15 protein-coding genes are annotated in these 23,218 nt (G+C 64.7%); 5 read left to right on the top strand and 10 right to left on the bottom strand.

Annotation, left to right across the window (positions count from 1 at the left end; genetic code table 11):
- Positions 1-207 precede the first annotated feature (207 nt).
- Positions 208-2,496, top strand: a complete 2,289-nt coding sequence (locus AVTE2539_RS18440; protein WP_284412837.1) for an AsmA family protein — start codon at positions 208-210, stop codon at positions 2,494-2,496.
- A gap of 177 nt (positions 2,497-2,673) precedes the next feature.
- On the opposite strand, the gene AVTE2539_RS18435 is transcribed toward AVTE2539_RS18440, so the two are convergent.
- The 4 genes from AVTE2539_RS18435 to ppa form a co-directional block, all read right to left on the bottom strand.
- The gene (locus AVTE2539_RS18435) at positions 2,674-5,916 is read right to left on the bottom strand and encodes an error-prone DNA polymerase (protein ID WP_284412835.1); all 3,243 of its coding nucleotides are present in this window, start codon (positions 5,914-5,916) and stop codon (positions 2,674-2,676) included.
- A complete protein-coding gene (locus tag AVTE2539_RS18430; protein WP_284412833.1) occupies positions 5,913-7,523 on the bottom strand; it encodes a DNA polymerase Y subunit UmuC family protein in 1,611 nt (536 codons plus the stop codon). The genes AVTE2539_RS18435 and AVTE2539_RS18430 overlap by 4 nt, the downstream gene beginning before the upstream one ends.
- A complete protein-coding gene (imuA, locus tag AVTE2539_RS18425) occupies positions 7,489-8,442 on the bottom strand; it encodes a translesion DNA synthesis-associated protein ImuA (protein WP_284412831.1) in 954 nt (317 codons plus the stop codon). The genes AVTE2539_RS18430 and imuA overlap by 35 nt, the downstream gene beginning before the upstream one ends.
- Positions 8,443-8,644: 202 nt before the next feature.
- Positions 8,645-9,172: an inorganic diphosphatase gene (ppa, locus tag AVTE2539_RS18420; protein ID WP_272547814.1), complete on the bottom strand. Its 528-nt coding sequence runs from the start codon at positions 9,170-9,172 to the stop codon at positions 8,645-8,647.
- Between the two features lie 257 nt (positions 9,173-9,429).
- On the opposite strand from ppa, the gene AVTE2539_RS18415 reads away from it, so the two are divergent.
- Positions 9,430-11,511: a sodium-translocating pyrophosphatase gene (locus AVTE2539_RS18415; protein WP_284412829.1), complete on the top strand. Its 2,082-nt coding sequence runs from the start codon at positions 9,430-9,432 to the stop codon at positions 11,509-11,511.
- Positions 11,512-11,812: 301 nt separating this feature from the next.
- On the opposite strand, the gene AVTE2539_RS18410 is transcribed toward AVTE2539_RS18415, so the two are convergent.
- The 4 genes from AVTE2539_RS18410 to AVTE2539_RS18395 all read right to left on the bottom strand — a co-directional run bounded on the left by AVTE2539_RS18410 (position 11,813) and on the right by AVTE2539_RS18395 (position 18,671).
- Entirely contained in the window at positions 11,813-12,100 is a 288-nt protein-coding gene (locus AVTE2539_RS18410; RefSeq protein WP_284412828.1) for a hypothetical protein, read from the bottom strand.
- A 749-nt stretch (positions 12,101-12,849) separates the two neighbouring features.
- On the bottom strand, positions 12,850-13,263 hold the full coding sequence (locus tag AVTE2539_RS18405; RefSeq protein WP_284412826.1) for a hypothetical protein: 414 nt from the start codon (positions 13,261-13,263) through the stop codon (positions 12,850-12,852).
- The gene (locus AVTE2539_RS18400; protein ID WP_284412824.1) at positions 13,251-16,199 is read right to left on the bottom strand and encodes an RHS repeat domain-containing protein; all 2,949 of its coding nucleotides are present in this window, start codon (positions 16,197-16,199) and stop codon (positions 13,251-13,253) included. Before AVTE2539_RS18400 ends, AVTE2539_RS18405 begins: the two co-directional genes overlap by 13 nt.
- Before the next feature lie 12 nt (positions 16,200-16,211).
- The gene (locus AVTE2539_RS18395) at positions 16,212-18,671 is read right to left on the bottom strand and encodes a DUF6531 domain-containing protein (protein ID WP_284412818.1); all 2,460 of its coding nucleotides are present in this window, start codon (positions 18,669-18,671) and stop codon (positions 16,212-16,214) included.
- 321 nt (positions 18,672-18,992) lie between these two features.
- Here AVTE2539_RS18395 and AVTE2539_RS18390 point away from each other — a divergent pair, with 321 nt between their 5' ends.
- Complete coding sequence (locus AVTE2539_RS18390; RefSeq protein WP_284412816.1) at positions 18,993-19,157, top strand: hypothetical protein; 165 nt, start codon at positions 18,993-18,995, stop codon at positions 19,155-19,157.
- A gap of 6 nt (positions 19,158-19,163) precedes the next feature.
- Here AVTE2539_RS18390 and AVTE2539_RS18385 read toward each other — a convergent pair whose 3' ends face one another.
- A complete protein-coding gene (locus AVTE2539_RS18385; RefSeq protein WP_284412814.1) occupies positions 19,164-20,069 on the bottom strand; it encodes a hypothetical protein in 906 nt (301 codons plus the stop codon).
- 236 nt (positions 20,070-20,305) lie between these two features.
- The gene (locus AVTE2539_RS18380; RefSeq protein WP_284412812.1) at positions 20,306-20,836 is read right to left on the bottom strand and encodes an Mpo1 family 2-hydroxy fatty acid dioxygenase; all 531 of its coding nucleotides are present in this window, start codon (positions 20,834-20,836) and stop codon (positions 20,306-20,308) included.
- Between the two features lie 140 nt (positions 20,837-20,976).
- Here AVTE2539_RS18380 and AVTE2539_RS18375 point away from each other — a divergent pair, with 140 nt between their 5' ends.
- Together AVTE2539_RS18375 and AVTE2539_RS18370 are read left to right on the top strand one after the other, a co-directional pair.
- Positions 20,977-21,681 carry a Crp/Fnr family transcriptional regulator gene (locus tag AVTE2539_RS18375; protein ID WP_284412777.1) on the top strand — a complete coding sequence of 235 codons (705 nt, stop codon included), beginning with the start codon at positions 20,977-20,979 and terminating at the stop codon, positions 21,679-21,681.
- Positions 21,682-21,757: 76 nt separating this feature from the next.
- Positions 21,758-23,191 carry an aldehyde dehydrogenase family protein gene (locus AVTE2539_RS18370; protein ID WP_272547830.1) on the top strand — a complete coding sequence of 478 codons (1,434 nt, stop codon included), beginning with the start codon at positions 21,758-21,760 and terminating at the stop codon, positions 23,189-23,191.
- The last annotated feature ends 27 nt before the right edge of the window (positions 23,192-23,218 follow it).

Here is a 23,218-nt window from a genome sequence, read left to right as displayed (position 1 = left end):
GGCACCACCGACGTCATGGATGAACGTCCATCGTCAATGTCGGTTGGGTAATGCTTCGCTCATCCGTTCACGACGCGTTCCAGATCAGATGAGGGTTTGGAGAGGCTTGATCGAGCCTTCCGGGACCTGTAGGACAACAACGGTAAACGAGCATCGGTGAGTCCCGGTAGCGCAGGCGCGGGCTAGCATGGCCCGAAGAAAACGCCTATGACCATGCCCCCTGAGACCTCGCCTCCTTCCGTTCCGCCCACCCCTGCGGCTCCCGTGCCTTCCCGGCGGCGGTCGCGGCTGCCCCTTGCCGCAGTGGCCGGGCTGCTCGTCGTGCTGCTACTGTTGCTGGCCTTCGTGGCGTGGTTCGACTGGAACCGGGCCAAGCCCTGGATCAACCAGCAGGTCAGCGAGGCCACCGGCCGGCGCTTTGCCATCGAGGGCGATCTGACCGCCCACTGGCAGTGGCCTCAGCCCGTGGAGACCGGCTGGCGCCGCTGGGTGCCGGGCGTCACGGTGCAGGCAGACCGCCTGGTGATGGACAACCGGGCGGACTTCGGCCACTTCGGGGCCCTGGATGTGCAGACGGACGATGCCTCCACCGCCACGGTGCAGGCGCATGCCGACAAGGCGGCCGCATCGGCCACGCCCTTGGCATCCGCCGCATCGGCGCCTTCCGCACCCGCCCAGACTGCACCGGCCGACAGCACGGCCTCCGTGCCCGCGACCGGCCAGCCCATGGCCACACTGGGCAGCGTGAGCGCATCGCTCAGGCTGCTGCCGCTGCTGTCTCGCCATGTGGCCATCGACACGCTGGTACTCACCGTGCCCGACGTGGCGCTGGCCCGCAAGGCCGACGGCAGCAACAACTGGACCTTCGACCGCCCCGCCAAGGACGGCGGGCCGGCGAAGCCCAATCCCTGGAGCGTGAGCGTGGGCCGGCTCGTGGTGCGCGATGGCCAGCTGGCCTATGCCGATGCCGTGAAAGACCTGGCCTTCACCGCCAAGCTCGGGACCATCGACACGCCCGCCGGACAGGCGCCCGGCCCGTACGGCGTGCGCTTCGAGGTGCGGGGCCGCTACGCCAAGGCCCGCATCCAGGGCCGGGGCGAAGGCGGGCACGTGATGGACCTGCGCGAAAAGGTCGTGGACTACCCGCTGCGGTTCAAGGCGAAGGCCGGCACGGTGGAAGCCGAGGTGGAAGGCATCCTGTCCAACCCGGCCGCGCTGTCGGGCATGGACCTGAAGGTGATGCTCAAGGCCGAGAGCATGGCCGACCTGTACGACCTCACCGGCCTGGTGCTGCCGAACACCCCGCCGTTTCGCACGAGCGGCCGGCTGGTGGGCAGCCTGGAGCCGGACAACGCGGTGTGGGAGTACCGCGATTTCGACGGCACCGTGGGGGGCAGCGACCTGCACGGCAGCCTGACCTACACGTCGGCCAAGCCACGCCCGCGCCTCAAGGGCACGATGACCTCCAGGAAGCTGCGCCTGGCCGACTTGGGGCCGGTGCTGGGTGCGCCGACGGGCGAAGGCAAGGCGGAAAAAGGCACCTCCAAGCGCCCCGGCAAGGTGCTGCCCGACGTGGCGTTCGCCACCGACCGCTGGAACGCGATGGACCTGGACCTGACCTTCAGCGGCCAGCAGATCGTGCGCGACGAGAGCCTGCCGATCGAAAACCTGCGCGTGCATGCGGTGATGGACAACGCGATGCTCACCCTCTCGCCCCTGCAGTTCGGCGTGGCGCAGGGCAAGATCGATTCCACCGTCGTGCTGGACAGCCGCACCAAGCCGCTCAAGGCCCAGTTGCGCGGCAGCGTGGAAGGGCTGCGGCTGTCTGGCCTGTTTCCCAAGGTCGAACTGATGGAAAAGAGCTTCGGCCGGCTCGACGGTGCCGTGGCCCTGAACGGCAGCGGCCAGTCGGTGGCCAGCATGCTGGGCAGCGCCAGCGGCGAGACCCGCCTGTACATCCGCGATGGCCGTTTCAGCAAGCAGATGCTGGACCTGGCCGCGCTCAACGTGGGCAGCGTGGTGGTGGCCAAGCTCTTCGGCGACGACAAGGAAGTGCAGCTGCGCTGCGCCGTGGCCGACTTCGCGGTGAAGGACGGCATCGCACAGACCCGCTCGGTGAAGCTGAGCACCAACGAGGCCACGGTGGAAGCCACCGGCACCGCCGACCTGGGCCGCGAGCACCTCGACCTGCGCATCAAGCCCGAATCGCTGCAGTGGAAGTTCTTCTCCCTGCGCACGCCGCTGTACGTGAAGGGCCCATTTGCCGATCCCAAGGTGGGCCTGGAAGCCGGCCCGCTGCTGCTGCGCGCGGGCGCCGCCGTGGCGGCCGCCGTGGTCGCGCCGGTGGCGCTGGCGCTGGCCCCCATCACGGTGCCTGCGGCGGACGACGACGAAAACTGCGCCGTGCTGCTGGCCCGCGCCGGGGACAAGGTACAGGGCGGTGCCGCAGGGGCAGCCCCGAAACCGCCGGTCTCCACGCCGGCCAAGGCACGCTGAGGCGAACATCGATTGCTATATTTTCAATAGCACATCCCCCTAGAAAGATATGCGCTCATAGCCCTTTTTGCTTTGAGCGTAGTTCTGTTCTGGTGAGCGGACTGCGACAGCGGACATGGCGGCCTTCCCGGCCACCCCATCCATGTGCCGGCATGCCGGATGCCCACGCCCATGCCCTCAGTGGAAATCCCGGCTGCCATCGAGCGCCTGGGCCAGGCGCCCGAGCAGTGGCGTCATGTCCTTGCAGCGCTGGGCCACGAGGTGGCGCACCGCTCCGCCCTGCCCGGCCGGCACGCCCGGCGGCAGCGGGCTGGCCTGCCAAAGCCCTTCCACGGCCAGCAGCCGCGACCGCAACAGCGCATTGCGCCAAGTCTCCACGAGCGACGGCCAGACGATGACGTTGACCGGCCCGGTCTCGTCCTCCAGCGTGATGAACATGGTGCCGTTGGCCGATCCGGGCCGCTGGCGCACGGTGACGATGCCGCAGGCGCGCACGCGGCGGCCGTTGGGCATGTCGCGCAGCGCCAGGGCGGTGAGCAGCCGCCAGCGCTCCAGCCGGCCGCGCAGCAGCGCCAGCGGATGGCGGCGCAGCGTGAGGCCCGTGGCCGCGTAGTCGAACAGGATCTCCTCGCCTTCGGGCGCCTCGGGCAGGGCCAGGGGTGCCTCGTTCACCGCCGCGTCCTGCAGCAAGGCCGGCGCGCGCCATTGCGCCGCGGCGTCCCAGGCCTGCTGGCGCCGGTGGCCCGACAGGGAGCGCAGCGCATCGGCCGCGGCCAATGCCTGCAGCGCGGGCCGGTCCAGCCGGGCGCGCAGGGCCAGGTCTTCGGTGCCGGCGAACGCCTGGACCGCCCGAGCAGCGACCAGCCGCTCGGCCGTGGACTGGGCCAGCCCCGCCACCAGCCGCAGGCCCAGGCGCACAGCGGGCTGCGGGTCGGCCACGCCGCGCACGGGCTGGGGCTCGCCCTCCAGGGTCGATTCCCAGTCGCTGTGCACCGCATCGATGGGCAGCACGCGCACGCCGTGGCGCACGGCGTCCTGCACCAGTTGCGAAGGCGTGTAGAAACCCATGGGCTGCGAGTTGAGCAGCGCCGCCAGGAAGCATGCGGGTTCGTGGCACTTGAACCAGCTGCTCGCATAAGCCAGCATGGCGAAGCTGTAGGCATGGCTTTCGGGGAAGCCGTATTCGCCGAAACCTTCGATCTGCCGGAAGATGCGCCGGGCGAAATCTTCGCTGTAGCCGTTGTCCGCCATGCCCTTCATGAAAGGCCCTTCGAAGCGGTGGACGCCACCGGTGCGCTTCCATGCGGCCATGGAGCGGCGCAGCTCATCGGCCATGCCAGGCGTGAAGCGGGCAGCGATCATGGCGATCTGCATGACCTGCTCCTGGAAGATGGGAACGCCCAGCGTGCGCTCCAGGGCCTCCGTCAACTCTTCATGCTCCAGTTCCAGCGGCTCGCCGCGCAACCGCCGCTCCCGGGCCTGCAGGTACGGGTGCACCATGCCGCCCTGGATCGGCCCCGGCCGCACGATGGCCACCTCGACCACCAGGTCGTACAGCTCGCGCGGGCGCAGTCGCGGCAGCATGCTCATCTGCGCCCGGCTTTCGATCTGGAACACGCCCACGGTGTCGGCCGCGCAGATCATGTCGTAGGTGGCGCCGTCCTCGCGCGGGATGCCGGCCAGGTCCCAGTGCTCGCCGCGCAGCAGGGCGCGTAGTTCCAGGGCGCGGCGCAGCGCGCTCAGCATGCCCAGGGCGAGCACGTCCACCTTCATGAGGTGCATGTCGTCCAGGTCGTCCTTGTCCCACTGGATGATGGATCGGCCGTCCATGCTGGCAGGCTCCACGGGCACCAGCCGCGTGAGCTTGCCCTCGGTGAGCACGAAGCCGCCGACGTGCTGGCTCAGGTGGCGCGGAAATCCCTTCAGATCGCGCGCCAGCTTGAGCCACAGTTCGGCGATGTGCGGCGCCAGCGGCTCGTCCACGGCCTCGGCCAGTTCCTGCAGGCGTTCGGTGGCGATGGCCTCGTCGAACCAGTGGTGGTCCTTGGCGAAGGCATCGATGAGCGCGGGCGCCACGCCCAGGGCCTTGCCCACGTCGCGCAGCGCGCTGCGCGTGCGGTAGCTGATGACCACGGCCGCGATGGCCGCCCGCTCGCGGCCGTACTTGTCGTAGATGTACTGGATGACCTCTTCGCGCCGGTCGTGCTCGAAGTCCACGTCGATGTCGGGCGGCTCGTCGCGCTCCTTGCTGATGAAGCGCTCGAACAGCAGCCGCGTCTTGGTCGGATCGACCGCCGTGACCCCGAGGCAGAAGCACACCGCCGAATTGGCGGCAGAGCCCCGCCCCTGGCACAGGATGCCCCGGCTGCGGGCGTAGCGCACGATGTCGTGCACGGTGAGGAAGTACATCTCGTAGCGGCAGTGCGCGATGAGGTCGAGCTCCCTGGCGATCTGCGTGCGCACGGCCTCCGGCACGCCCATCGGGTAGCGGCCCTGGGCGCCCTGCTCGGTGTACCAGGCCAGGGCTTCGCCCGGGGTCATGCCGGGCGGCACGGTTTCCTTCGGGTATCGGTAGCGGATCTCGTCGAGGCTGAAGGTGCAGCGCGCCGCCACGGCGAGCGTGGCCGCCAGCAGCGCAGGCGGGTAGATGGCGGCCAGCCGCATGCGCGCGCGCAGGTGTCGCTCGGCATTGGGCTGCAGCGCGAAGCCGCATTCGGCCACGGGCCGCCCCAGGCGCACGGCGGTGACCACGTCCTGCAGGCGCTTGCGGCCGCGCACGTGCATGTGCACGTCGCCCGCCGCCACCAGCGGCAGGCCGAGCGCCTGCCCCACCTGCTCCAGCGTGGTCAGCCACAGGCTGTCGTCGGGGGCCAGGGGTTGCTCCACGACCAGCCAGGGGGCGATGCCCCACGGGTTCAATTGGGCCAATGCCTTAGAAAGACATGCCTCGATAGCTATCAAATCAGTAGCACCCAGGCGGTCGCGGCGCGGCGCCAGCAGCACCTCGCAGCCACGCAGCAGCGCGAAGTCGGTGCCGGCGTGCAGGCGGTATTCGCCCTTGGGGGCGGCCTGCCGCGCTGCGGTGATGAACTCGCACAGGTTGCCCCAGCCCTCGGCGTCGCGCGCCAGCGCCACCAGGCGCAGATCGCCCCAGGCGAACTCGCTGCCCACGATGAGTTTCAGGCCGAGCCGCTTGGCCACGGTGTGCGCCCGCACCACGCCGGCCACCGAGCATTCGTCGGTGATCGCCAGCGCCGCGTAGCCCAGCTCCGCCGCGCGCTGCACCAGTTCGGCGGGATGCGAGGCACCGCGCTGGAAGCTGAAGTTGGTGAGGCAATGCAGCTCGGCATAGTCCGGCAGGGCATGGGCAGGCCGGGGCGGTGGCCCACCCGGGGATGGGAAGGCGGTGACGCCGCTCATCCGAACACCCCGTGCAGGAACCACTCGTGCCGGCCCGCCTCGCGCGTCCCCGCCCATTGCCGAAAGATCCACACCGTGCCCACGGTGTCGTTGTGGGCCACGAAATAGTCGCGCCGCTCCAGGTGCTGCGAGGCGTCCCACCAACCGCCATCGAAGCGGTGGGGACCGGCCAGCAGGCGCAGCGGGCCATGCCACAGCGGTCGGCTGCCCTGCAGGGCCAGGCGCTGGGGCGGGCGCAGCAGCCAGCCGGGCCACAGCGCGGCATCGGCGGCCACGGCGGCGGGCCGGGGATCGCGGTGGCTGGCAGTGCTGGCGCTACTGCCAGCACTCCCTGCGCCGCCGTCGCGGCGGGCCGCCCCCGTGGCACGGCCATCGTCCGCCCTGCCCGCCCCCGCCGTGGTCACGCCCCCCCCTCCAGAGCGCGCCCGGGGGGAGCGCGTGCCGGCAGGCCCCTGCGCCGGGACAGCCTGGCCCGCGGCCGGCTCCCAGCGCAGCATGCATTCCGGCCGGTGGTCCGCCTGCAGCACGGCCACCTGCACCTGCTGCGCCCCGAGCCGGGCCGAGACCCGCTCCACCCACTGGTGCCAGGGCTCGCCCTGCGCGCGCCGTGCGTCTTCGGGGCTGGGCGGCAGGAGGCTGGCACTGGCCTCGGCCCAGAGACGGGTTTCGGTGCCGCTCAGGGTGATCTGGTTCACCGGCGCGGCCAGGCGCTGGCGGCCCAGGTGCTCGGCGAGCAGACGGCGCAGATGGGCCAGGTCCTGCGTGGGCTCGGCCGTGCGCACCGTCAGGCTTTGCTGGGCCGGCAGGTCCACGCCGTCGATGCGTCGCAGGTCGTGGCGCCAGGCCAGCTCCAGCGCCAGCACGCCCTGCTGGCGCGCCTGCAGCCAGCCGTGCAGCACGCCCAGCAGCCGGTTGGCGGACCACAGCAAGGTGCCGGCCGATTCGGCCAGCGCGGGCAGCTCGGCCGACAGCGAAAAGCGCTCGGGCAGTTCGATCCAGGGCAAGGGATGGGGCACGTCGCCAAAGGCCTGGTCCAGCGCCCGCAGCGCATCGGCCCCGAACCGGCGCGCCACGCCCGCCCGCGGCAAGGCCCGCAGCGCGCCGAGCGTGCGACAGCCCATGCGCTCCAGGCTGGCGGCGTGCGGGCGCAGGGCCGCCAGGGTGCGCAGGGGCAGGTCGTGCGGCAACCGGCGCGGCGGGCGATGCGCGGGGTCGGCCTGGGCCAGCCGCAGCAGGGCCAGGGCTTCGAAGGCCGTGGCGCCTTGGGCCAGTGCCGGGTCGCCGCCGGAGAGCTGCGGCAGGCGGCGGGCGGCCGCCTTGTCTTTTTCTGGTCCTGGTATTGGCCGTCCGGGCGCTGGGGTCTCCTGCGCTTCGGCAGGCCCTGCCAGCTCGGCCTGCCCGCTGAAGGCCGGGCGGTGCTGCCGGATCAGCGAAAGCAGCCGGGCCCGGCCGCCCCAGAGGCGCTCGGTGCTGGCCACCTCCAGCAGCAGGGCTTCGTCGAGCAGCGCCACCCGGGGCGTGAAGCGCAGCGCCCACCAGCCCGCCGAGGCGGCCGGCGCGCCGGGCGGCAGTTCATCCAGCGACGAAGGCACGGCGATCCAGTGCATGGACCCGCTCCTGATGGACCGCCACCCCCTGTGGCGCGACGGGCACAGGCCGCTGCGCAGCCGGCGCGGAGGCATCGCCCGGAAACCGGCGCGCCTTCAACGCCCGCATCGCCGCCAGCACGGCGGACAACGCGGACGCGTGCGCACAGACCGGCACCGGCTGCATCAACGGCGGCCCGCGCCGCTTGAGAACATGCACCTGAAGCACGCCGGGCGCCCTGCCCCCGTCCGGCCATCCCGGGACTTGCGCCGGAGCCGGCAGCTCCGGCGCGCGCCCCAGCGCTGGCGAACCTTCGGCCCCCTGAATCTTCTGGATCGCTGGAACGCCCTGCACCACCCACAACCGCAGCGGCGCGGGCGAGGCTTGCCGGCGAAGGTCCTGCGGGCGGAACACCCAGAGCAGCGCCGCCTGCTGGGCCGCAGCCAGCTGCAGGCGGCGCAGCGCTTCGGGCGGCGCCTGGGGCAGCCAGGCCAGCACGGCCAGCACGTCGCGGCAGCGCAGGGCCTGCTCGCTGGCCCAGGCGGCCGACTGGTCGTGCCGCGAAGGCAGGGGGCGCACGCGGCACAGCCGGTCGGCCGGCAGGCCCGCGGCCTGCAGCGCGGGGGCGAAGGGCTCGGCGGGCGGCGCCACCAGCACCACCTGCCCGCCCCGCTGCGCCGCCGCCCGGGCCAGCGCCGGCAGCACCAGGGGCCACTCCGCCCCGCCCTGCGGCGGCTGCAGCACCTCGGTCATGGCCCCCAGCGGCCATCCGCCACCGGGCAGCACCGCATCCAGCAGCGCATGGCCCGAAGGCTGCACGCGCCCATGCTGCGCCGTGAGCGCATCGCCCTGCCACACGCCGGGCAGTTCCAGGCGGGCAGCGCTTTCCCTGCGGGCGGCGGCGTCCGGCGAGAGGGAGGCAAGGGCAAGGCGGGACATGGGGTGGGCATCGAAGACTGTTTAAATATACAGTATTCGAATCCGCTGCGGCCCAGCGCATCCGCAGATACCGCCCTATGAAAAAAGCCTGCGGGCATGCAGGCCGGCAGGCTTTGGCGGGTTCAGCCCCGGGCACCAGGGCGGCGGCCGGGACGGAGAAACCTGGGAAAAAAAGAGCGCAAGGCAAGCGCCCCCTTCTCTCTCACTTCTTGTAGTTGGCCAGGCCTTCCACGATTTCCTGGTGGGCGGCATCGATGCCTTCCCAGCCCAGCACCTTGACCCACTTGCCTTCTTCCAGGTCCTTGTAGTGCTCGAAGAAGTGGCTGATGGCCTTCAGGCGCATCGGGTTCACGTCGTCCACGGTCTTCCAGTTTTCGTACATCTTGAGGACCTTGGTGGTGGGCACGGCCAGCACCTTGCCATCGACGCCCGCTTCGTCTTCCATCTTCAGGATGCCGAGCGCACGGCAGGGCACGACCACGCCGGGCAGCAGCGGATAGGGGGTGATCACCAGCACGTCCACCGGGTCGCCGTCGCCGCTCAGCGTTTGCGGCACGTAGCCGTAGTTGGAGGGGTAGTACATGGCCGTGGTCATGAAACGGTCCACGAAGATGGCGCCCGATTCCTTGTCCACCTCGTACTTGATGGGGTCCGAGTCCATGGGGATCTCGATGACCACATTGAAGGTTTCAGGGGTGTTCTTGCCAGGGGTGACGTTGTTGAGGGACATGGATCTCTGAAGGTTGAGGAGGTGATGGGCTCCGGCGGCCGCGGGGCCAGCCCGCGCCGGGCCGGGGGTGGCGCGATTTTAGGCGCACGCCCGGCCGCGCTTGCCCGCGCGGGCCCTTGGCAGTAAATTGGCTGCGTTGGCCAATCGTCTCCGCCTGCTCGCACGCAGGCCCCGGGGCACGAGGAAGCAACGCAGCGGAAGCACCACCGATGCGTTGTGTTTCCTTTCCGTGCAATCGACACCCAAGGAGAAAGAGCATGGCGAACCCGGCAGCGTTGAACCCTCCCCTGATACTGGCCCTGATCTGCGGATTGATCGCGGTGGCCTACGGCCTCTGGGCCCGCCGCTGGATCCTTTCCAAGGACCCGGGCAACCCCCGCATGCAGGAGATCGCCGGCGCCATCCAGGCCGGCGCGGCCGCCTACCTGGCGCGCCAGTACCGCACCATCGCCATCGTGGGCGTGGTGCTGGCCGTGCTCATCGGCCTGTTCCTCGATGCCATGACGGCCGGGGGCTTCGTTGCCGGCGCGGTGCTGTCGGGCGCCTGCGGCTTCATCGGCATGAACGTGTCGGTGCGCGCCAACGTGCGCACCGCCCAGGCCGCCACGCAGGGCATGGGCCCGGCGCTGGACGTGGCCTTTCGCGGCGGGGCCATCACCGGCATGCTGGTGGTGGGCTTGGGGCTTTTGGGCGTGACCGGCTTTTGCTGGCTGCTGGTGGGGCGCGGGCAGTTCACGCCCACGGCCGATCTGGCGGCGCTGCTCAACCCGCTGATCGGCTTTGCCTTCGGCTCCTCGCTGATCTCCATCTTCGCGCGGCTGGGCGGCGGCATCTTCACCAAGGGCGCGGACGTGGGGGCCGACCTGGTGGGCAAGGTGGAGGCCGGCATTCCCGAGGACGACCCGCGCAACCCCGCCGTGATCGCCGACAACGTGGGCGACAACGTGGGCGACTGCGCCGGCATGGCCGCCGACCTGTTCGAGACCTACGCCGTCACGCTGATCGCCACCATGGTGCTGGGCGCCCTCATGGTGACGGCCGCGCCGGTGGCCGCGGTGACCTACCCGCTGGCGCTGGGGGCGGTGTCCATCCTCGCGTCCATCGTAGGCTGCTTTTTCGTCAAGGCCTCGCCCGGCATGAAGAACGTGATGCCGGCGCTGTACAAGGGCCTGGCGATCGCGGGCGTGATCTCGCTGGTCGCGTTCTGGTTCGTCACCGCCTGGCTGGTGCCGGACAACGCCATCGCGGCCAGCGGCAGCCAGATGCGGCTCTTCGGCGCCTGCGCGACGGGCCTGGTGCTCACGGCTGCGCTGGTGTGGATCACCGAGTTCTACACCGGCACGCAGTATTCGCCCGTGCAGCACATCGCACAGGCCTCCACCACGGGGCACGGCACTAACATCATCGCGGGGCTGGGCGTGTCGATGCGCTCGACCGCCTGGCCGGTGCTGTGCGTGTGCCTGGCCATCCTGGTGTCTTATGCGCTCGCGGGCCTGTACGGCGTGGCGGTGGCGGCCACGGCCATGCTCAGCATGGCGGGCATCGTCGTGGCGCTGGATGCCTACGGCCCCATCACCGACAACGCCGGCGGCATCGCCGAGATGGCCGAAATGCCCGCCAGCGTGCGCGAGATCACCGACCCGCTGGACGCCGTAGGCAACACCACCAAGGCCGTCACCAAGGGCTATGCCATCGGCTCGGCAGGGCTGGCGGCGCTGGTGCTGTTCGCCGATTACACGCACAAGCTCTCGGCCTATGGCCAGGCCATCCGCTTCGACCTGTCGGACCCGATGGTGATCGTGGGCCTGTTCATCGGCGGGCTCATCCCCTACCTGTTCGGCGCCATGGCGATGGAGGCCGTGGGCCGCGCGGCGGGCGCGGTGGTGGTCGAGGTGCGCCGCCAATTCCAGACCATCCCCGGCATCATGGACGGCACGGGCAAGCCCGAATACGGCAAGGCGGTGGACATGCTGACCACCGCCGCCATCAAGGAGATGGTGGTCCCCAGCCTGCTGCCGGTGGTGGTGCCCATCGCCGTGGGCCTGCTGCTGGGGCCGAAGGCGCTGGGCGGGCTGCTGATGGGCACCATCGTGACCGGCCTGTTCGTGGCGATCAGCATGTGCACCGGCGGCGGCGCCTGGGACAACGCCAAGAAATACATCGAGGACGGCCACCACGGCGGCAAGGGCAGCGAGGCGCACAAGGCCGCCGTCACCGGCGACACCGTGGGCGACCCCTACAAGGACACGGCTGGCCCGGCGGTGAACCCGCTCATCAAGATCATCAACATCGTGGCGCTGCTGATCGTGCCGCTGGTGGTGCGGTTTCACGGGGGGTGAGCCTCCCGGCACGGGCAATGGCGACAAGGCCAATCAACGAACCGCGAGGAGATCTAGGCAATGACGAACATCCGCAGCGCCTTGCGGATGTTCAGAACGCACAGCTTGCGAAGCAGGGAGCCTACATGGGCTTCACTTAATACCGCTATGTAGTAAACCTGTGGCGCATTCGCAGCGCATTGGCGCCATACGCGGCATCCGGATTGAAGACCGCCAAGGGCATGTCCCCAGCCAGACGATTTCACGAATCGGATTACCTGACATCCGATCAGCTTCAGCAAGCCGTGCAATTGGCCCTTATTTAATACTTCCAGAATGGCGTGCTATTTTTCGGCGTGGAAGCAAATGCGATTTTCATCAAATCAAAAATCACAGGCACCCCTTTTATATAAAACCAGTTGATTTGACCAAAATGATCAACATCCACTCTAAATTTAGCCTCCCTATGATCAATTAGATACATAACCTCTTCGACAAGCGGGGCCTCTTTTAGCTGCTCAGCAAAAAATCGGGGATAGGGAAATGCCATAAATGAAAAATCGATCGGTTCACCCGCAATTTTTTGCGCAGGCACGATGACACGTCGCAACGAGCTTAACTTCTGCCATTTTTTAACTCCCTTTTATGACCCGCTTTGTACATCAGCGCGCTACCTAAGGCACAGTAGAAGTTTGTGTTGCAGGTGTTGGATCGGTGTTGCAGCAAGCGCACTAAACAGTTTGTCCGCAGAGGCTAAAAACAGAAGCCCCCCGAACCCAAAATCTTTAGCAGCTGGCAGGGATTGCTGGTGGCTTACTTAAGGAAATTACTACCCAAGCAACGACACCAAGGAAGCAATGACAAAAAACAGCGGAACCAAGGCACAGAGAACAGCAAAAACTTTCTCTGTCACTCCTACCCTCGGAAAGATTTTTATTGCCACCATAAAAATCACTACAGCCCCCCCTGCATGGCAACCAATTCAACGAGAGTACCTCCATGGAGGTAATTTCCGAAATTAGTGAGAGACAAAACAAGAGGGAAAGCGACAACTGCCACATAGTAGGCCATATTCACTCCCTGCAATTTTAGCCCACCACGCAACCCGATGGAATCAGACTGCGCATATCTTTCCAACCCTGGGACGCTCCCGATTCCAATTCTGGAAAGAGTAGCGTCGATGCGACTAAAACAGTCAAGATGAATACACGCAAGAGGGCGTAACGTCAAATATCCAGCGGCTAAAAAATAAGCCGCCCGCCCCTCCAAAGCCTTAGCAACTGGCAGGGGGTTGCGGGTGGCCTTTTTTAGATTAAAAAAGAAACGAGCCACTGGCGCTTATAGGCATTAGATAGAGTGTTATTTATTTTGAAGCAATCCATTTTGATAATCGGATCCACAAAGGTTGGGTTTGGCTTCAACTGGATGCACGATGCAACTCCACGTCACCTTACCTTGATCAAGCATAGGCTCTTGCAAAACAATCACCGCAAACTTGGTGCTTTGAATCATGATGGCCCCCCCTGCTGTGACCCAACCAAAGTCGAATTTCATCGGGGCCAAGCCGGACGGTGGCGGCAATTGCAACGGACCGGCCTGTGGCACAGGTTTTCCAGGGGATGCTATTAACGCTTTAGCAATTTCAATCTTCAATGGCGAAGAATGACCAACAACCAAACCAACGTAATGGCGCGGCGTGACTTCAGCCACAGGACTGCAAGCTGCAACAAATGCAGCCATAAAAACCGTAGCCCTCATTCTCATCGTGTGCATGAGCATCCTGAATCCCCGTTTTGAAGTGCTTTGTTGTACTGGTCAAGCAGTTGACGCGTAATCATGGCCTCAGCCTTTGCATCCAATTGGCGATGCAAAACCCCAAGTGGATTTCCCATCCTGACTCTTGTTATTACCTTTCCGCCAATGCCTTGATTGACATGCAGCATTTCATGCGCCAGGGTTTGCAGGAACTCACTTCGAATCATGTCCATTACAGGTGTTCTGCTGTCCCCGTACAAGTTCGAATTCAAGGTGATGTTATTGCGCCAATCAGTCATGCCTTCCCCATTCTCCCCCATGTTGTCCATAGTGATTGACCTTGCTAATTTTTCGAATTCTCCAGGGTTGGCGCATCGAAGTGTTTCCACCGCTTTTCTGATCTCCTCATCCGTGGCCAACCCCAGCCTATCGGTGTGGGAGAGCGGATTGCCGCCTACATAGCTGTACGTGTTCCACCCACCTGCAAGACCAATCGGATCACTCTGCGCATATCTCCCCAACCCCGGAACGTAATCCCGATTCCAATTCTGGTGAATCCCCGACTCCACGTCATAGTACTGACCTGGAAAGCGCAGATTGAATACAAAGTCTGCCTGACCCGCAGGGCTGCTCTCGGCTGCCGTGGTGCCAAACGGCTCGCTCATCCAACGCCAGCGCACCGTGTTGGCACGGTCAACCACCACCCGCGGAGTATTCAAATGGTCTGCATGGATGTAGTAGACCTGTGGCGCATTCGCAGCCGCATTGGCGCCATACGCGGAATCCGGAGTGAAGACAGCCAAGGGCATGGCTCCCAGCCAGACGATTTCCCGGATCGGATTGCCTGACGCGTCGTATTCGCCCAGCAGATGGCCTTCGGCGTCGTACACGAAAATCGTCGTGCCACCGGCCAGCCCCGTGCTTTTTCGCACCCGCAGGCCGTTGTTGTCGTAGGTGTAGCTGGTGGTGCCCTGCGCATTGGTTGCCCGAACCAGCCTGCCTTTCAAGTCGTATTGCAGCGCGAAGTTGCCATCCGACGTGGTGTTGCCCGCTGCGTCATAGGTCAGCGTGATCGCTGGCTTATCGATGGAAGCCAACTGGTTGCTTTTGGGCTTGAGGTTGTACCAGCTCGATACGCCGTTGTCCGAGGCCACGTTGATGCGGTTGCCTGTACCGTCATACATGTAGGTCCAGGTTCCTTGGGCGGTAGTCACCTGTGTCAGTCTGCCCGATGCGTTGTAGCTGAACTGCTGATCCAGCGAGGGGGCCGATGAGCCGCTCGTTGCACCTGACACTGCACGGTAGTGGGTGTAGCCCGTGATACGGCCTGCCCCGTCGTAAGACACGTCACGCAGATACTCGCCCAGCGGATAGCGTATCAACCGGCCATGGGTGTCCATGACCCTGCTGTGCGCCAACGAGCCGCTGGTCATCGCCCAGTTCCAACTTTGCGGTGCACCGAAAGGTGCGTATCGCAGCCCGGTGATCAAGGAGGTGGGCGTGCTGGAAGCATCTTTGCCGAGACCCAGGGCAACGGGCAAACCGCCGCCATACCCAATACTCAGTTTGCGACCCGAAGGGTAGGTCATGCCGATCACGTTACCCGCCGCGTCGTATTCGTAAAGCGTGGATAAGACAACGGCTTTCTGGTTGGCAGTCGAGTTCGGATTGAGCGTTTGCTGGGCCTTGGTTACACGCCCTTGGGCGTTGTAGGCATAGGTGGTCGTCCCTTCAGGGAAACTGATCGTGGTCAACCGACCGATACCGTTGGCGAAATCGCCACCCGTCTGGTCATAAATCCATGTGTAGCTTTGGCTTTGCTGCCCAGCCTGGCTGAAAGTGCTGCCGGTCAGGCGGTTGATGGCATCGTAGGTATGGGTGGCAAGCACGCCACGGCTGTCTTTGCTGGTCAGCAGGTTGCCCGCAGGGTCGTAACTCAGTTCGGTGCTACCAGTATCTGGGCTGCGCTGCTGTTTGACCTGCCCCAATCCGTCGCGGTCATACTGTGTCGTCAGGCCTATCGGGTCGAATACAGCGCTGACCTGGTTGCTGCTGTCGTAGCTGATGACGGTGCTGTTGCCGGATGGATTGAGAACTTTCTTGGTCCGCCCCAATGCATCGTATTCATTACTGGTTGCCAAAGCCAAGTCTGGGCTATCGGGTGCCTGAGTCACCACCGTCGGATGACCTTGAGCGTCATAAGCCAAGCTCACCACGGGTGTGGGCGAAACAGGCGGGCTGGGCAATGCCATCGGTGCACCCACCACGGTGAAAGACAACGCATTGGAGTTGCTGGCAGAGACCGCTGCATTACCAGCATAGCTGGCGCTCAGGTGATGGGCGCCAGCCACGGCAAAGCTGGTTTTTAGCGTCGCAACACCGGCATTCAAGTTGGCCGTGCCCAAGGAGGCAGAGCCGTCCTTGAATGTGACGGTCCCTGTGGCCGTGGATGGGCTGATGGTGGCCCGCAGGGTGACGGCCTCGTTGGCGACGCTGCTCGAAGGGGCGGCGCCCAATGCCAGCGTGCTGGCAGTGACGGTTGCCTTGACCGTCAGTTGCTTTGCCGAAGAGGTGCTGGCAGCGTAGGTGCTATTGCCTGCATATACGGCTGTGAGACTCTGCGTGCCCACCGTAGCGAACGTTGTAGCTAGGCTGGCCACGCCTGTGCTGTTCAGGGCGGCATTACCCAAGTTCGTGGCTCCCGCCATGAAACGAACCGTGCCCTTTGCGGCACTCGGTTTGATGGTTGCCGTGAGCGTGGTGGATTGCCCCACAGAGACGGTGGACGACGCGAGCGTTAAATCGCTCGTGGTTTTGGTCAAGGCCTGAGCCTGGGTAAACCATGGAACAAGGCACCAGCACAGGATGAAAAAAAGACGGCGCAAGAATGACCGCACAGGGGCTTTAAAAAGAGCGGCTGTATCCATCGAGGCCGGCTGAATCAATGCAAACATGTTGGGCGTCTCTTATTCCAAGCCGGTGGTCTTTTGCAAGCGGCCCACAGCGTCGTACATACGGGTGATTTGGCGGCTAAGAACGCCGGCAGGATCTTTGGTTTGCTGAGCGACACGGTTACCTGCGTTGTCCAGCGTGTAATCGATTCGGTTGCCCAGGTTGTCAGTAACGGCGGTCAAACGGTGGGCAGCGTCGTACTCAAAGCCAATCCAATTAGCATCGGGACGCGTGGCCCGCGTCAACTGACCTACGGCATCGTATGCATAAGTGGTTGTCTGACCCGCAACCGAAGTGCTCAACAGGCGCTGGCGCGCATCGTAGATATTGGCAGTGACAACACCATTCGGATCGGTAATCTGGGTGATCTGGCCTGCGCCGCTGTAGCTGTACAGGGTGACATGGCCCAATGGGTTGGTGACCTTGGTGGTGTTCCCCGCAATGTCGTAGCCGTAGGTCCATACTTTGCCGCGCGTGTCGGTCATGCTTGCCACCAAGCCTTGATCGTTGTATGTCCAACGAACGGTCCGGCTCTCGTTGCTCACAGCGTCAGTGATGGTTTCGCTGAGCTTGTTGCCCAACGGGTCGTAGGTGTATGCGGTGGTGCGGCCCGCCTCCGTGATCATGACCGGCAGATGCAGCGCTGGGTGCCACTGAGTCTGCGTGGTTTGTGCCAAAGGGGTGCTGGCTGCGCGGGTGGTTTTAAGCAGCAAACGGCGTGAAACATCCCATTCAAAGGTGGTTTTGTTACCAAGGAAGTCTGTTTCCAGAATGGGCAGATTCAAACCATCGGCAAAACTGCGGCTGGCGACGGTAGCGCCTTCAAAGGGACCGCTCGCGCCTAGGGTGCGCACCGTGCCGTCGCCACCTTGGTAGTTCCAGGTTTGCACATTGCCACGCGGATCTGTGGTTTGAACGCTGCTTTGGTACAGGGCCCCATCGACACTGCCAGTGGTCAGGCTGCCCTTATCCGCACTATTACCTTCGGGGTATGTGACGCTATAGCTGAGTACACCCCCTGCGTGGCTGGTGGATGTGGCACGGCCGTCAGCGTCATAACTGAAGGTCGCATAGCGCCGTCCGCTCTCATCGTTGATGCCGGTCAACAAATCAGGATATTGAGCATTCTCATATAGATAGGATTTGCTTCGGTTGTCTGGATAAAGCACACCAAGGGGACGACCCGTGCCATGCAAGGTATATGCGATGGTCTGGCCATTAGGGGCCGTAACGCTTGCAAGATGGCCTTGAGCGTCATAGAAGAATTGCAGCTTGCGACCAAAGGCATTGGTCACCTGGGTCAACGCACCGCCTGCATAGCTGAGTGTCATGACCCACCCGTTGCGCTGCCCTATTTTGACGAGTACGTTATTACCATCGAATTGCCAATATGCATCGTCCTCCAAGCGAGTGATCCGCCATCCATCCGTATTTTGCTCCAAGCGGTATTCCCCGCTGTCGTTGACCCAGGGATCCGTTTTGGTATTTCGTGTGAACAGGGCCAATGTCCCGTTGCCGAATTGCGCATTGCGTTGGAAATCGCCGCCTACCAGCTGAGCAGAATAATTGTGTGACCAATAGCCTCCCCAACCTACGGGGACCTGGCTACCGCTGCTGCGATAAGTGCGGACAAGGCTTAAAGTGTGAGCGCTCTGGTCCTGCCAATCAGTTTCAACTTGAATTTTGGCGCCAGACACAGGGGCAACAGGATTGCCAAGCAGCATCCCTGGATCCGCTCTGCAGATGGGAACATCTGTGACATTGATATCCATTTCTGTACTAACGTTATTGCAATCTCTGCAGATTGCTGTCAGGCGGGCAACCATCGGGCGGCGCGGGGGAATATACGTAAATTTAAACCTCCCATTAATATCAGTTTTTCCACTGATCGATAAACTGCCAGGAACAGAAACTGTAACAAGCCAATTCTTGCCCGGCTCACCATTGGCTTTTACTGTTGCAGCCATTGATAATGATGGCCCCGCAGGCAAGACTTTTGTGGCCGCCGGACCATCAATACTGATGCTGAAGCTGCTTATACAAACTTGATATTCAGGCGAATAAACTGGGCTTCCTGGAGGGCAAACGCATGAGGCGTTATCTTCGCTGGGCATAAGGTGTGCAAAAGGCCCGTTGGGATACCACCCATAAGGACAAGACGCGGCGATCTCTTGTTCGCTTGCATATAGGTGCCCAGGACCATAAAATATGCATACCTTTTGATATGAAAAGCTACCGGGCAATAATTCATACGATTCATACCACCCTGGCCTCCACGCATTGGCATCAATGATCGATTGCTCACAAGCTTCGCCTGGCGTTGCGTGAAAGCCGGGAGGCCCCCAAAGAGGAGCCGGAGGAGCAGCTGCAACACACAGCGGCGAGAACAAGAAAAGAGCCGTCAGGAGCAGGTACCGCCGGACATTTTTCAATCGCAAATTGAAAATCAGGACCAGCTTTTCAAGAAATCTCATTATTTTTCCAGCGAATTTCAAAAAATATTTTTCAGATCGATAGCGCAGTCATGGCAAGCGCTTCAATGTCAGAGGTAAAGGCAAAAATGGGGAGCCCCTCAATGCCCCACTCGCTTTCATCAGAGCGTGTTCCTGGCGCAACTCCACTAGGGAACCGCAGGGTTGATCAAATTCACGGAGTAGGAACTGTCGGTAATTTTTATTGATGGGCCAGAGACCCTCAAGATCAAAAATTTGCACCAACACGCGTTGTCGCAATTTTAACTCCAAAACAATAATTCTATTGCTTCAAAGTCAAGTCAGCCACGAAGTGGCCGGCAGATGCTGGACGAGCGCGTGCTGATCTCGGTCGCCGCAGGTATCGGCAGCGCCTACTGGATCGTCCAGCATGCGCCCGAAGCGAGCGTGCAGCTTGCCGAAGGCGGGAAACGCCGCATGGGTTCTGCCTGCAACCCAGCGGTGTTTTGGCTTTCGGCTGTGGTGTGATTCCCTTTATTGCCCGTTCACCAGCAGGCGCGTCGCCTCCGACGTCTTGACGCCGTTGGCATTGGCCGTGCGCACGACCAGACCCTTGTACCGGCCCGAGGCGACCAGCCAGGTGTAGCTGACGTTGGCCGTCGTCGCGCCGCCGGTCACCTCGATCTTGACCTTGCAGGCGGGAAACGTCCCGGCCAGCACGCTGACCGACTCTGTCGAATAGGTGGTGATGCTGGTCTGCGCCAGCGCGGGCTGCGTGGTCCCGCCGCTTTCCGTCGTGGTGGAATAACTGGCCGCGTAGGCTGTGTCCAAGGCGGGGTTCAGCGGCGCACCCGTATAGGCGTAGGGCGTGAAATAGCTGCTGGCCGTGCTGGTCGTGCCCTGAAAGAGATTGGAGACGGTCAAACCGTAGGTCTGCCGCACGTCACCGACGACGCTCGAATAATTGTTTTCGGTCGTGGTCATGACGCTGCCGCCGAAGGATCCATTAACGGCGGCGTTGCTGTAAGTGGTGGTATTGACCTGGTTCACCAGGAATAGCCCGGTCCTGCCGCGAAAGCTCGCGCCATTCGACGTGGCGAATCTGCGTTGCTGGGTGGAAATGACCGTGGTGCCGTCGGTGTAATACACGTTGGCGTCGATCTGGGCGGTATTGCCGGCCACCGTGAGGACATGGCCGTCCTCGCCGCAATCGCTGGCGACGGTCGAAGGGGTGGTGGGCGTTGCGGGTGCCGTATCGCCTGGGGTAGGCGTCACGGGGGTGGTACCATCCGTGGTGCCGGTGCTGCTGTCGCCACCCCCTCCGCCTCCGCAGGCCGATAAAACGCACAGGGCGATGACCCCGAATACCTTGATGGTGGTTTTGGAAATTCCGAAAGAGCCAGAGATGTTGGAAAGATTTTTGGTTTCTGGACGATTCATGGTTGCGCGCAGGTTTTGAAAAGGCCCGTAGCCTATGCGAGGCGCAACCAATAACTGAAGCAATTTCACTCAGTTACATCTGCATGCCATTCAGCGCAACAAAACCCACACTCCATTGAAATCAATTGGCAATTTCTCTAAAAATGCATTAGCGCTTCTATTTTTTATTTGGGCATGGCGTATGCCCAACAAATAGAGAATCACAACCTTGCATAAAAAGAAACCCCAACGGCGCGTCAGGCAGCGGTGCCTTGCCCGTGCGGTCGCAACCGCACCGGGCCCGAGCGCGCCTCGATGGCCGCCTGCACCTCACGCCGCAAGCCCATCGCAAAGCCCAGTTCGGCCGCCACGAACAGCGGGCCGACGAGCAGGCCCGCCAGGTCGTCCACGAATGCCGGCTTGCGGCCTTCGTAGTAGTGGCCCACGAACTGGATGACCCAGCCCACCACGAACAGACCGAGCCCCGCGCCCAGCCACAGCGCCGTGGATTGCGCGGCCAGCCATTGGCCCACGGCCAGCATGGCGGCAAGCACGAGCGCCATGGTCACGCCGTAGCGCGCATCGAGCCGAAAATAGAAGACGCACGCGGCCAGCGCTGCCAGCAGCGCGAGCGACACGGGCAGCCCGCCCAGCATCGCTGCGGGGCGAGACAGCAGCACCGTCACGGCCAGCATGATCATGGGCACGCCGATGAAATGGGTCTGGATGTTGCGCGGGTCGCGGTGGTAGTCGGCATAGCCCGACAGGTGGTCGATCAGGGTTTTCATAGGGTGTCTCCGGGGTCTGTGCGTCGCCGCTGCGCGGAATAATCGCGCCAGTGCGGCCAGGGCGTCTGTCGGCCAGCCGACACAACGCGCCACGGCTGGGGGCCGCGAACACGCTCCGGGCGCCGCCCTCCTCCTCTTTCATGACCTCCCCCGCCGACCACCTGCCCACCCTGCGCTCCGGCCGCTGGTTCGCCGCGCTGCCCGCCGATCTGGCGCAGGCCCTGATGGCGCGTGCCGAGCTGCGGTCGCTGGCCCCGGCGCAGGCCCTGTTTCTGCGCGGCGACGCGCCCTGCGGGCTCTATGCCGTGGTGCGCGGCGCCATCGACATCTCGGGCGTGGGCGGCCAGAGCGACAAGGCGCGCGCCTCGCTGCTCACGCGGCTGGAGGCGCCGGCCTGGTTCGGCGAGATCGCGCTGTTCGACGGCTCGGTGCGCACGCACGATGCGCACGCCGCCACCCCAGCCACGCTGCTGCACGTGCCCCAGGAGCCGCTGCTGGCCCATCTGGCGTTGCACCCACAGCACTGGCACGCGCTGGCTCTGCTGTTGACCGACAAGCTGCGCACCGCGCTGGTCGCCATGGAAGAGATGGCCCTCCTGCCCGCGCCGCAGCGGGTGGCGCGGCGGCTGGCGCTGATGGCCGAAGGCTACGGCCAATGGACGGACGCGGGCCGGTCGCGGCGCGTGATCGCCCTGTCACAGGAGGAGCTGTCGCTGATGCTCGCGCTGTCGCGCCAGACCATCAACCAGATCCTGAAAGACCTGCAGGCGCGCGGCCTGCTGCAGGTGCACCGCGGGGAGATCGAGGTGCGCGACCTGCCGGCGCTGCGTGCGGCGGGCGGCTGAGCGCAGGCCCCTCGCCCGCTGCCAGCCTGCGGGCTTCGCTGGCGCCGCCCGGGCGCTGCTGGCGCACAATCCGCCCATGCAGCTCCACTACATCGCCAACGCGCCCGTGGCCTCGTCCTCCGGCCGCACCATCGCCGTGATCGACCCCTCTGACGGCCAGCCCTTCGACGAGATCCAGCGCGGCACCGAGGAGGACATCGACGCGGCGGTCCACGCAGCGCGACAATGCCACGAGGCCGTGTGGCGCAAGCTGGCGCCGGTCGAGCGGGGCCGCCTGCTGATGCGCCTGTCGGTGCTGGTGTCCGAGCATGCCGAGGAACTGGCCGCCATCGAGCAGCGCGACTGCGGCAAGCCCACCAGGCAGGCCCGGGCCGATGCGCAGGCGCTGGCGCGCTACTTCGAGTTCTATGCCGGCGCCTGCGACAAGCTGCACGGCGAGACCCTGCCCTACCTGGACGGCTACAGCGTGCTCACCTGGCGCGAGCCGCACGGCGTGACCGGGCACATCGTGCCGTGGAACTACCCGATGCAGATCTTCGGGCGCTGCGTGGGCGGCGCGCTGGCGGCGGGCAACGTGTGCGTGGTCAAGCCGGCCGAGGATGCGTGCCTGTCGCTGCTGCGCGTGGCACAGCTGGCCACGCAGGCGGGCTTTCCGGCGGGGGCCATCAACATCGTCACCGGCTACGGCCACGAGGCAGGCGACGCGCTGGCCCGCCACCCGGGCATCGACCACATCAGCTTCACCGGCAGCCCGCGCATCGGCACGCTGATCCAGCAGGCGGCGGCCGAGCGGCACTGCCCCGTCACGCTGGAGCTGGGCGGCAAGAGCCCGCAGGTGATCTTCGCCGACGCCGACCTGGATGCGGCGGTGCCGGTGGTCATCAACGCCATCGTGCAGAACGCCGGACAGACCTGCTCGGCCGGCTCGCGCGTACTGATCGACTCACTCATCTACGAACCGCTGCTGGAACGCCTGGGCCGCGCCTTCGAGGCCCTGCGCGTAGGCCCCGCGGCGATGGACCTGGACGTCGGCCCGCTCATCCGCCAGAGCCAGCAGCAGCGCGTGTGGGACTTCCTCTCCGATGCCCAGGTGGCCGGGATCCCGCTGGTGGCGCAGGGCACGGTGGTGGACGAAGCGCCCGAGACGGGCTTCTACCAGGCCCCCACGCTGCTGCGCGACGTGCCGGTGGACCACCGCCTGGCGCAGGAAGAGGTGTTCGGCCCGGTGCTCTCGGCCATGGCCTTCGAGGACGAGGACCACGCGGTGGAGCTGGCCAACGCCACGCGCTTCGGCTTGGTGGCGGGCGTGTGGACGCGCGACGGCGCCCGCCAGTTCCGCATGGCGCGGCGCATCGCCAGCGGCCAGGTCTTCATCAACAACTACGGCGCGGGCGGCGGGGTGGAACTGCCCTTCGGCGGCGTGAAATCGAGCGGCCACGGGCGCGAAAAGGGCTTCGAGGCGCTGTACGGCTTCACCACCCTCAAGACGGTGGCCATCCGCCACGGGTAGCAATTGCTATTAAATAGATAGCACTAT

The sequence above is a fragment of the Acidovorax sp. SUPP2539 genome, from assembly GCF_030158975.1.
GTDB lineage: Bacteria > Pseudomonadota > Gammaproteobacteria > Burkholderiales > Burkholderiaceae_C > Paracidovorax.
Note: the sequence above shows the minus strand (reverse complement) of the source record. Positions and strands in the feature narration are given on the sequence as shown.

What these genes read in the sequence shown, in the direction of transcription:
- AVTE2539_RS18440 (WP_284412837.1), top strand. Translation starts at nt 208, where the DNA reads ATGACCATGCCCCCTGAGACCTCGCCTCCTTCCGTTCCGCCCACCCCT.
- AVTE2539_RS18435 (WP_284412835.1), bottom strand. Translation starts at nt 5,916, where the DNA reads ATGAGCGGCGTCACCGCCTTCCCATCCCCGGGTGGGCCACCGCCCCGG.
- AVTE2539_RS18430 (WP_284412833.1), bottom strand. Translation starts at nt 7,523, where the DNA reads ATGCACTGGATCGCCGTGCCTTCGTCGCTGGATGAACTGCCGCCCGGC.
- imuA (WP_284412831.1), bottom strand. Translation starts at nt 8,442, where the DNA reads ATGTCCCGCCTTGCCCTTGCCTCCCTCTCGCCGGACGCCGCCGCCCGC.
- ppa (WP_272547814.1), bottom strand. Translation starts at nt 9,172, where the DNA reads ATGTCCCTCAACAACGTCACCCCTGGCAAGAACACCCCTGAAACCTTC.
- AVTE2539_RS18415 (WP_284412829.1), top strand. Translation starts at nt 9,430, where the DNA reads ATGGCGAACCCGGCAGCGTTGAACCCTCCCCTGATACTGGCCCTGATC.
- AVTE2539_RS18405 (WP_284412826.1), bottom strand. Translation starts at nt 13,263, where the DNA reads ATGCACACGATGAGAATGAGGGCTACGGTTTTTATGGCTGCATTTGTT.
- AVTE2539_RS18400 (WP_284412824.1), bottom strand. Translation starts at nt 16,199, where the DNA reads ATGTTTGCATTGATTCAGCCGGCCTCGATGGATACAGCCGCTCTTTTT.
- AVTE2539_RS18395 (WP_284412818.1), bottom strand. Translation starts at nt 18,671, where the DNA reads ATGAGATTTCTTGAAAAGCTGGTCCTGATTTTCAATTTGCGATTGAAA.
- AVTE2539_RS18390 (WP_284412816.1), top strand. Translation starts at nt 18,993, where the DNA reads ATGCTGGACGAGCGCGTGCTGATCTCGGTCGCCGCAGGTATCGGCAGC.
- AVTE2539_RS18385 (WP_284412814.1), bottom strand. Translation starts at nt 20,069, where the DNA reads ATGAATCGTCCAGAAACCAAAAATCTTTCCAACATCTCTGGCTCTTTC.
- AVTE2539_RS18380 (WP_284412812.1), bottom strand. Translation starts at nt 20,836, where the DNA reads ATGAAAACCCTGATCGACCACCTGTCGGGCTATGCCGACTACCACCGC.
- AVTE2539_RS18375 (WP_284412777.1), top strand. Translation starts at nt 20,977, where the DNA reads ATGACCTCCCCCGCCGACCACCTGCCCACCCTGCGCTCCGGCCGCTGG.
- AVTE2539_RS18370 (WP_272547830.1), top strand. Translation starts at nt 21,758, where the DNA reads ATGCAGCTCCACTACATCGCCAACGCGCCCGTGGCCTCGTCCTCCGGC.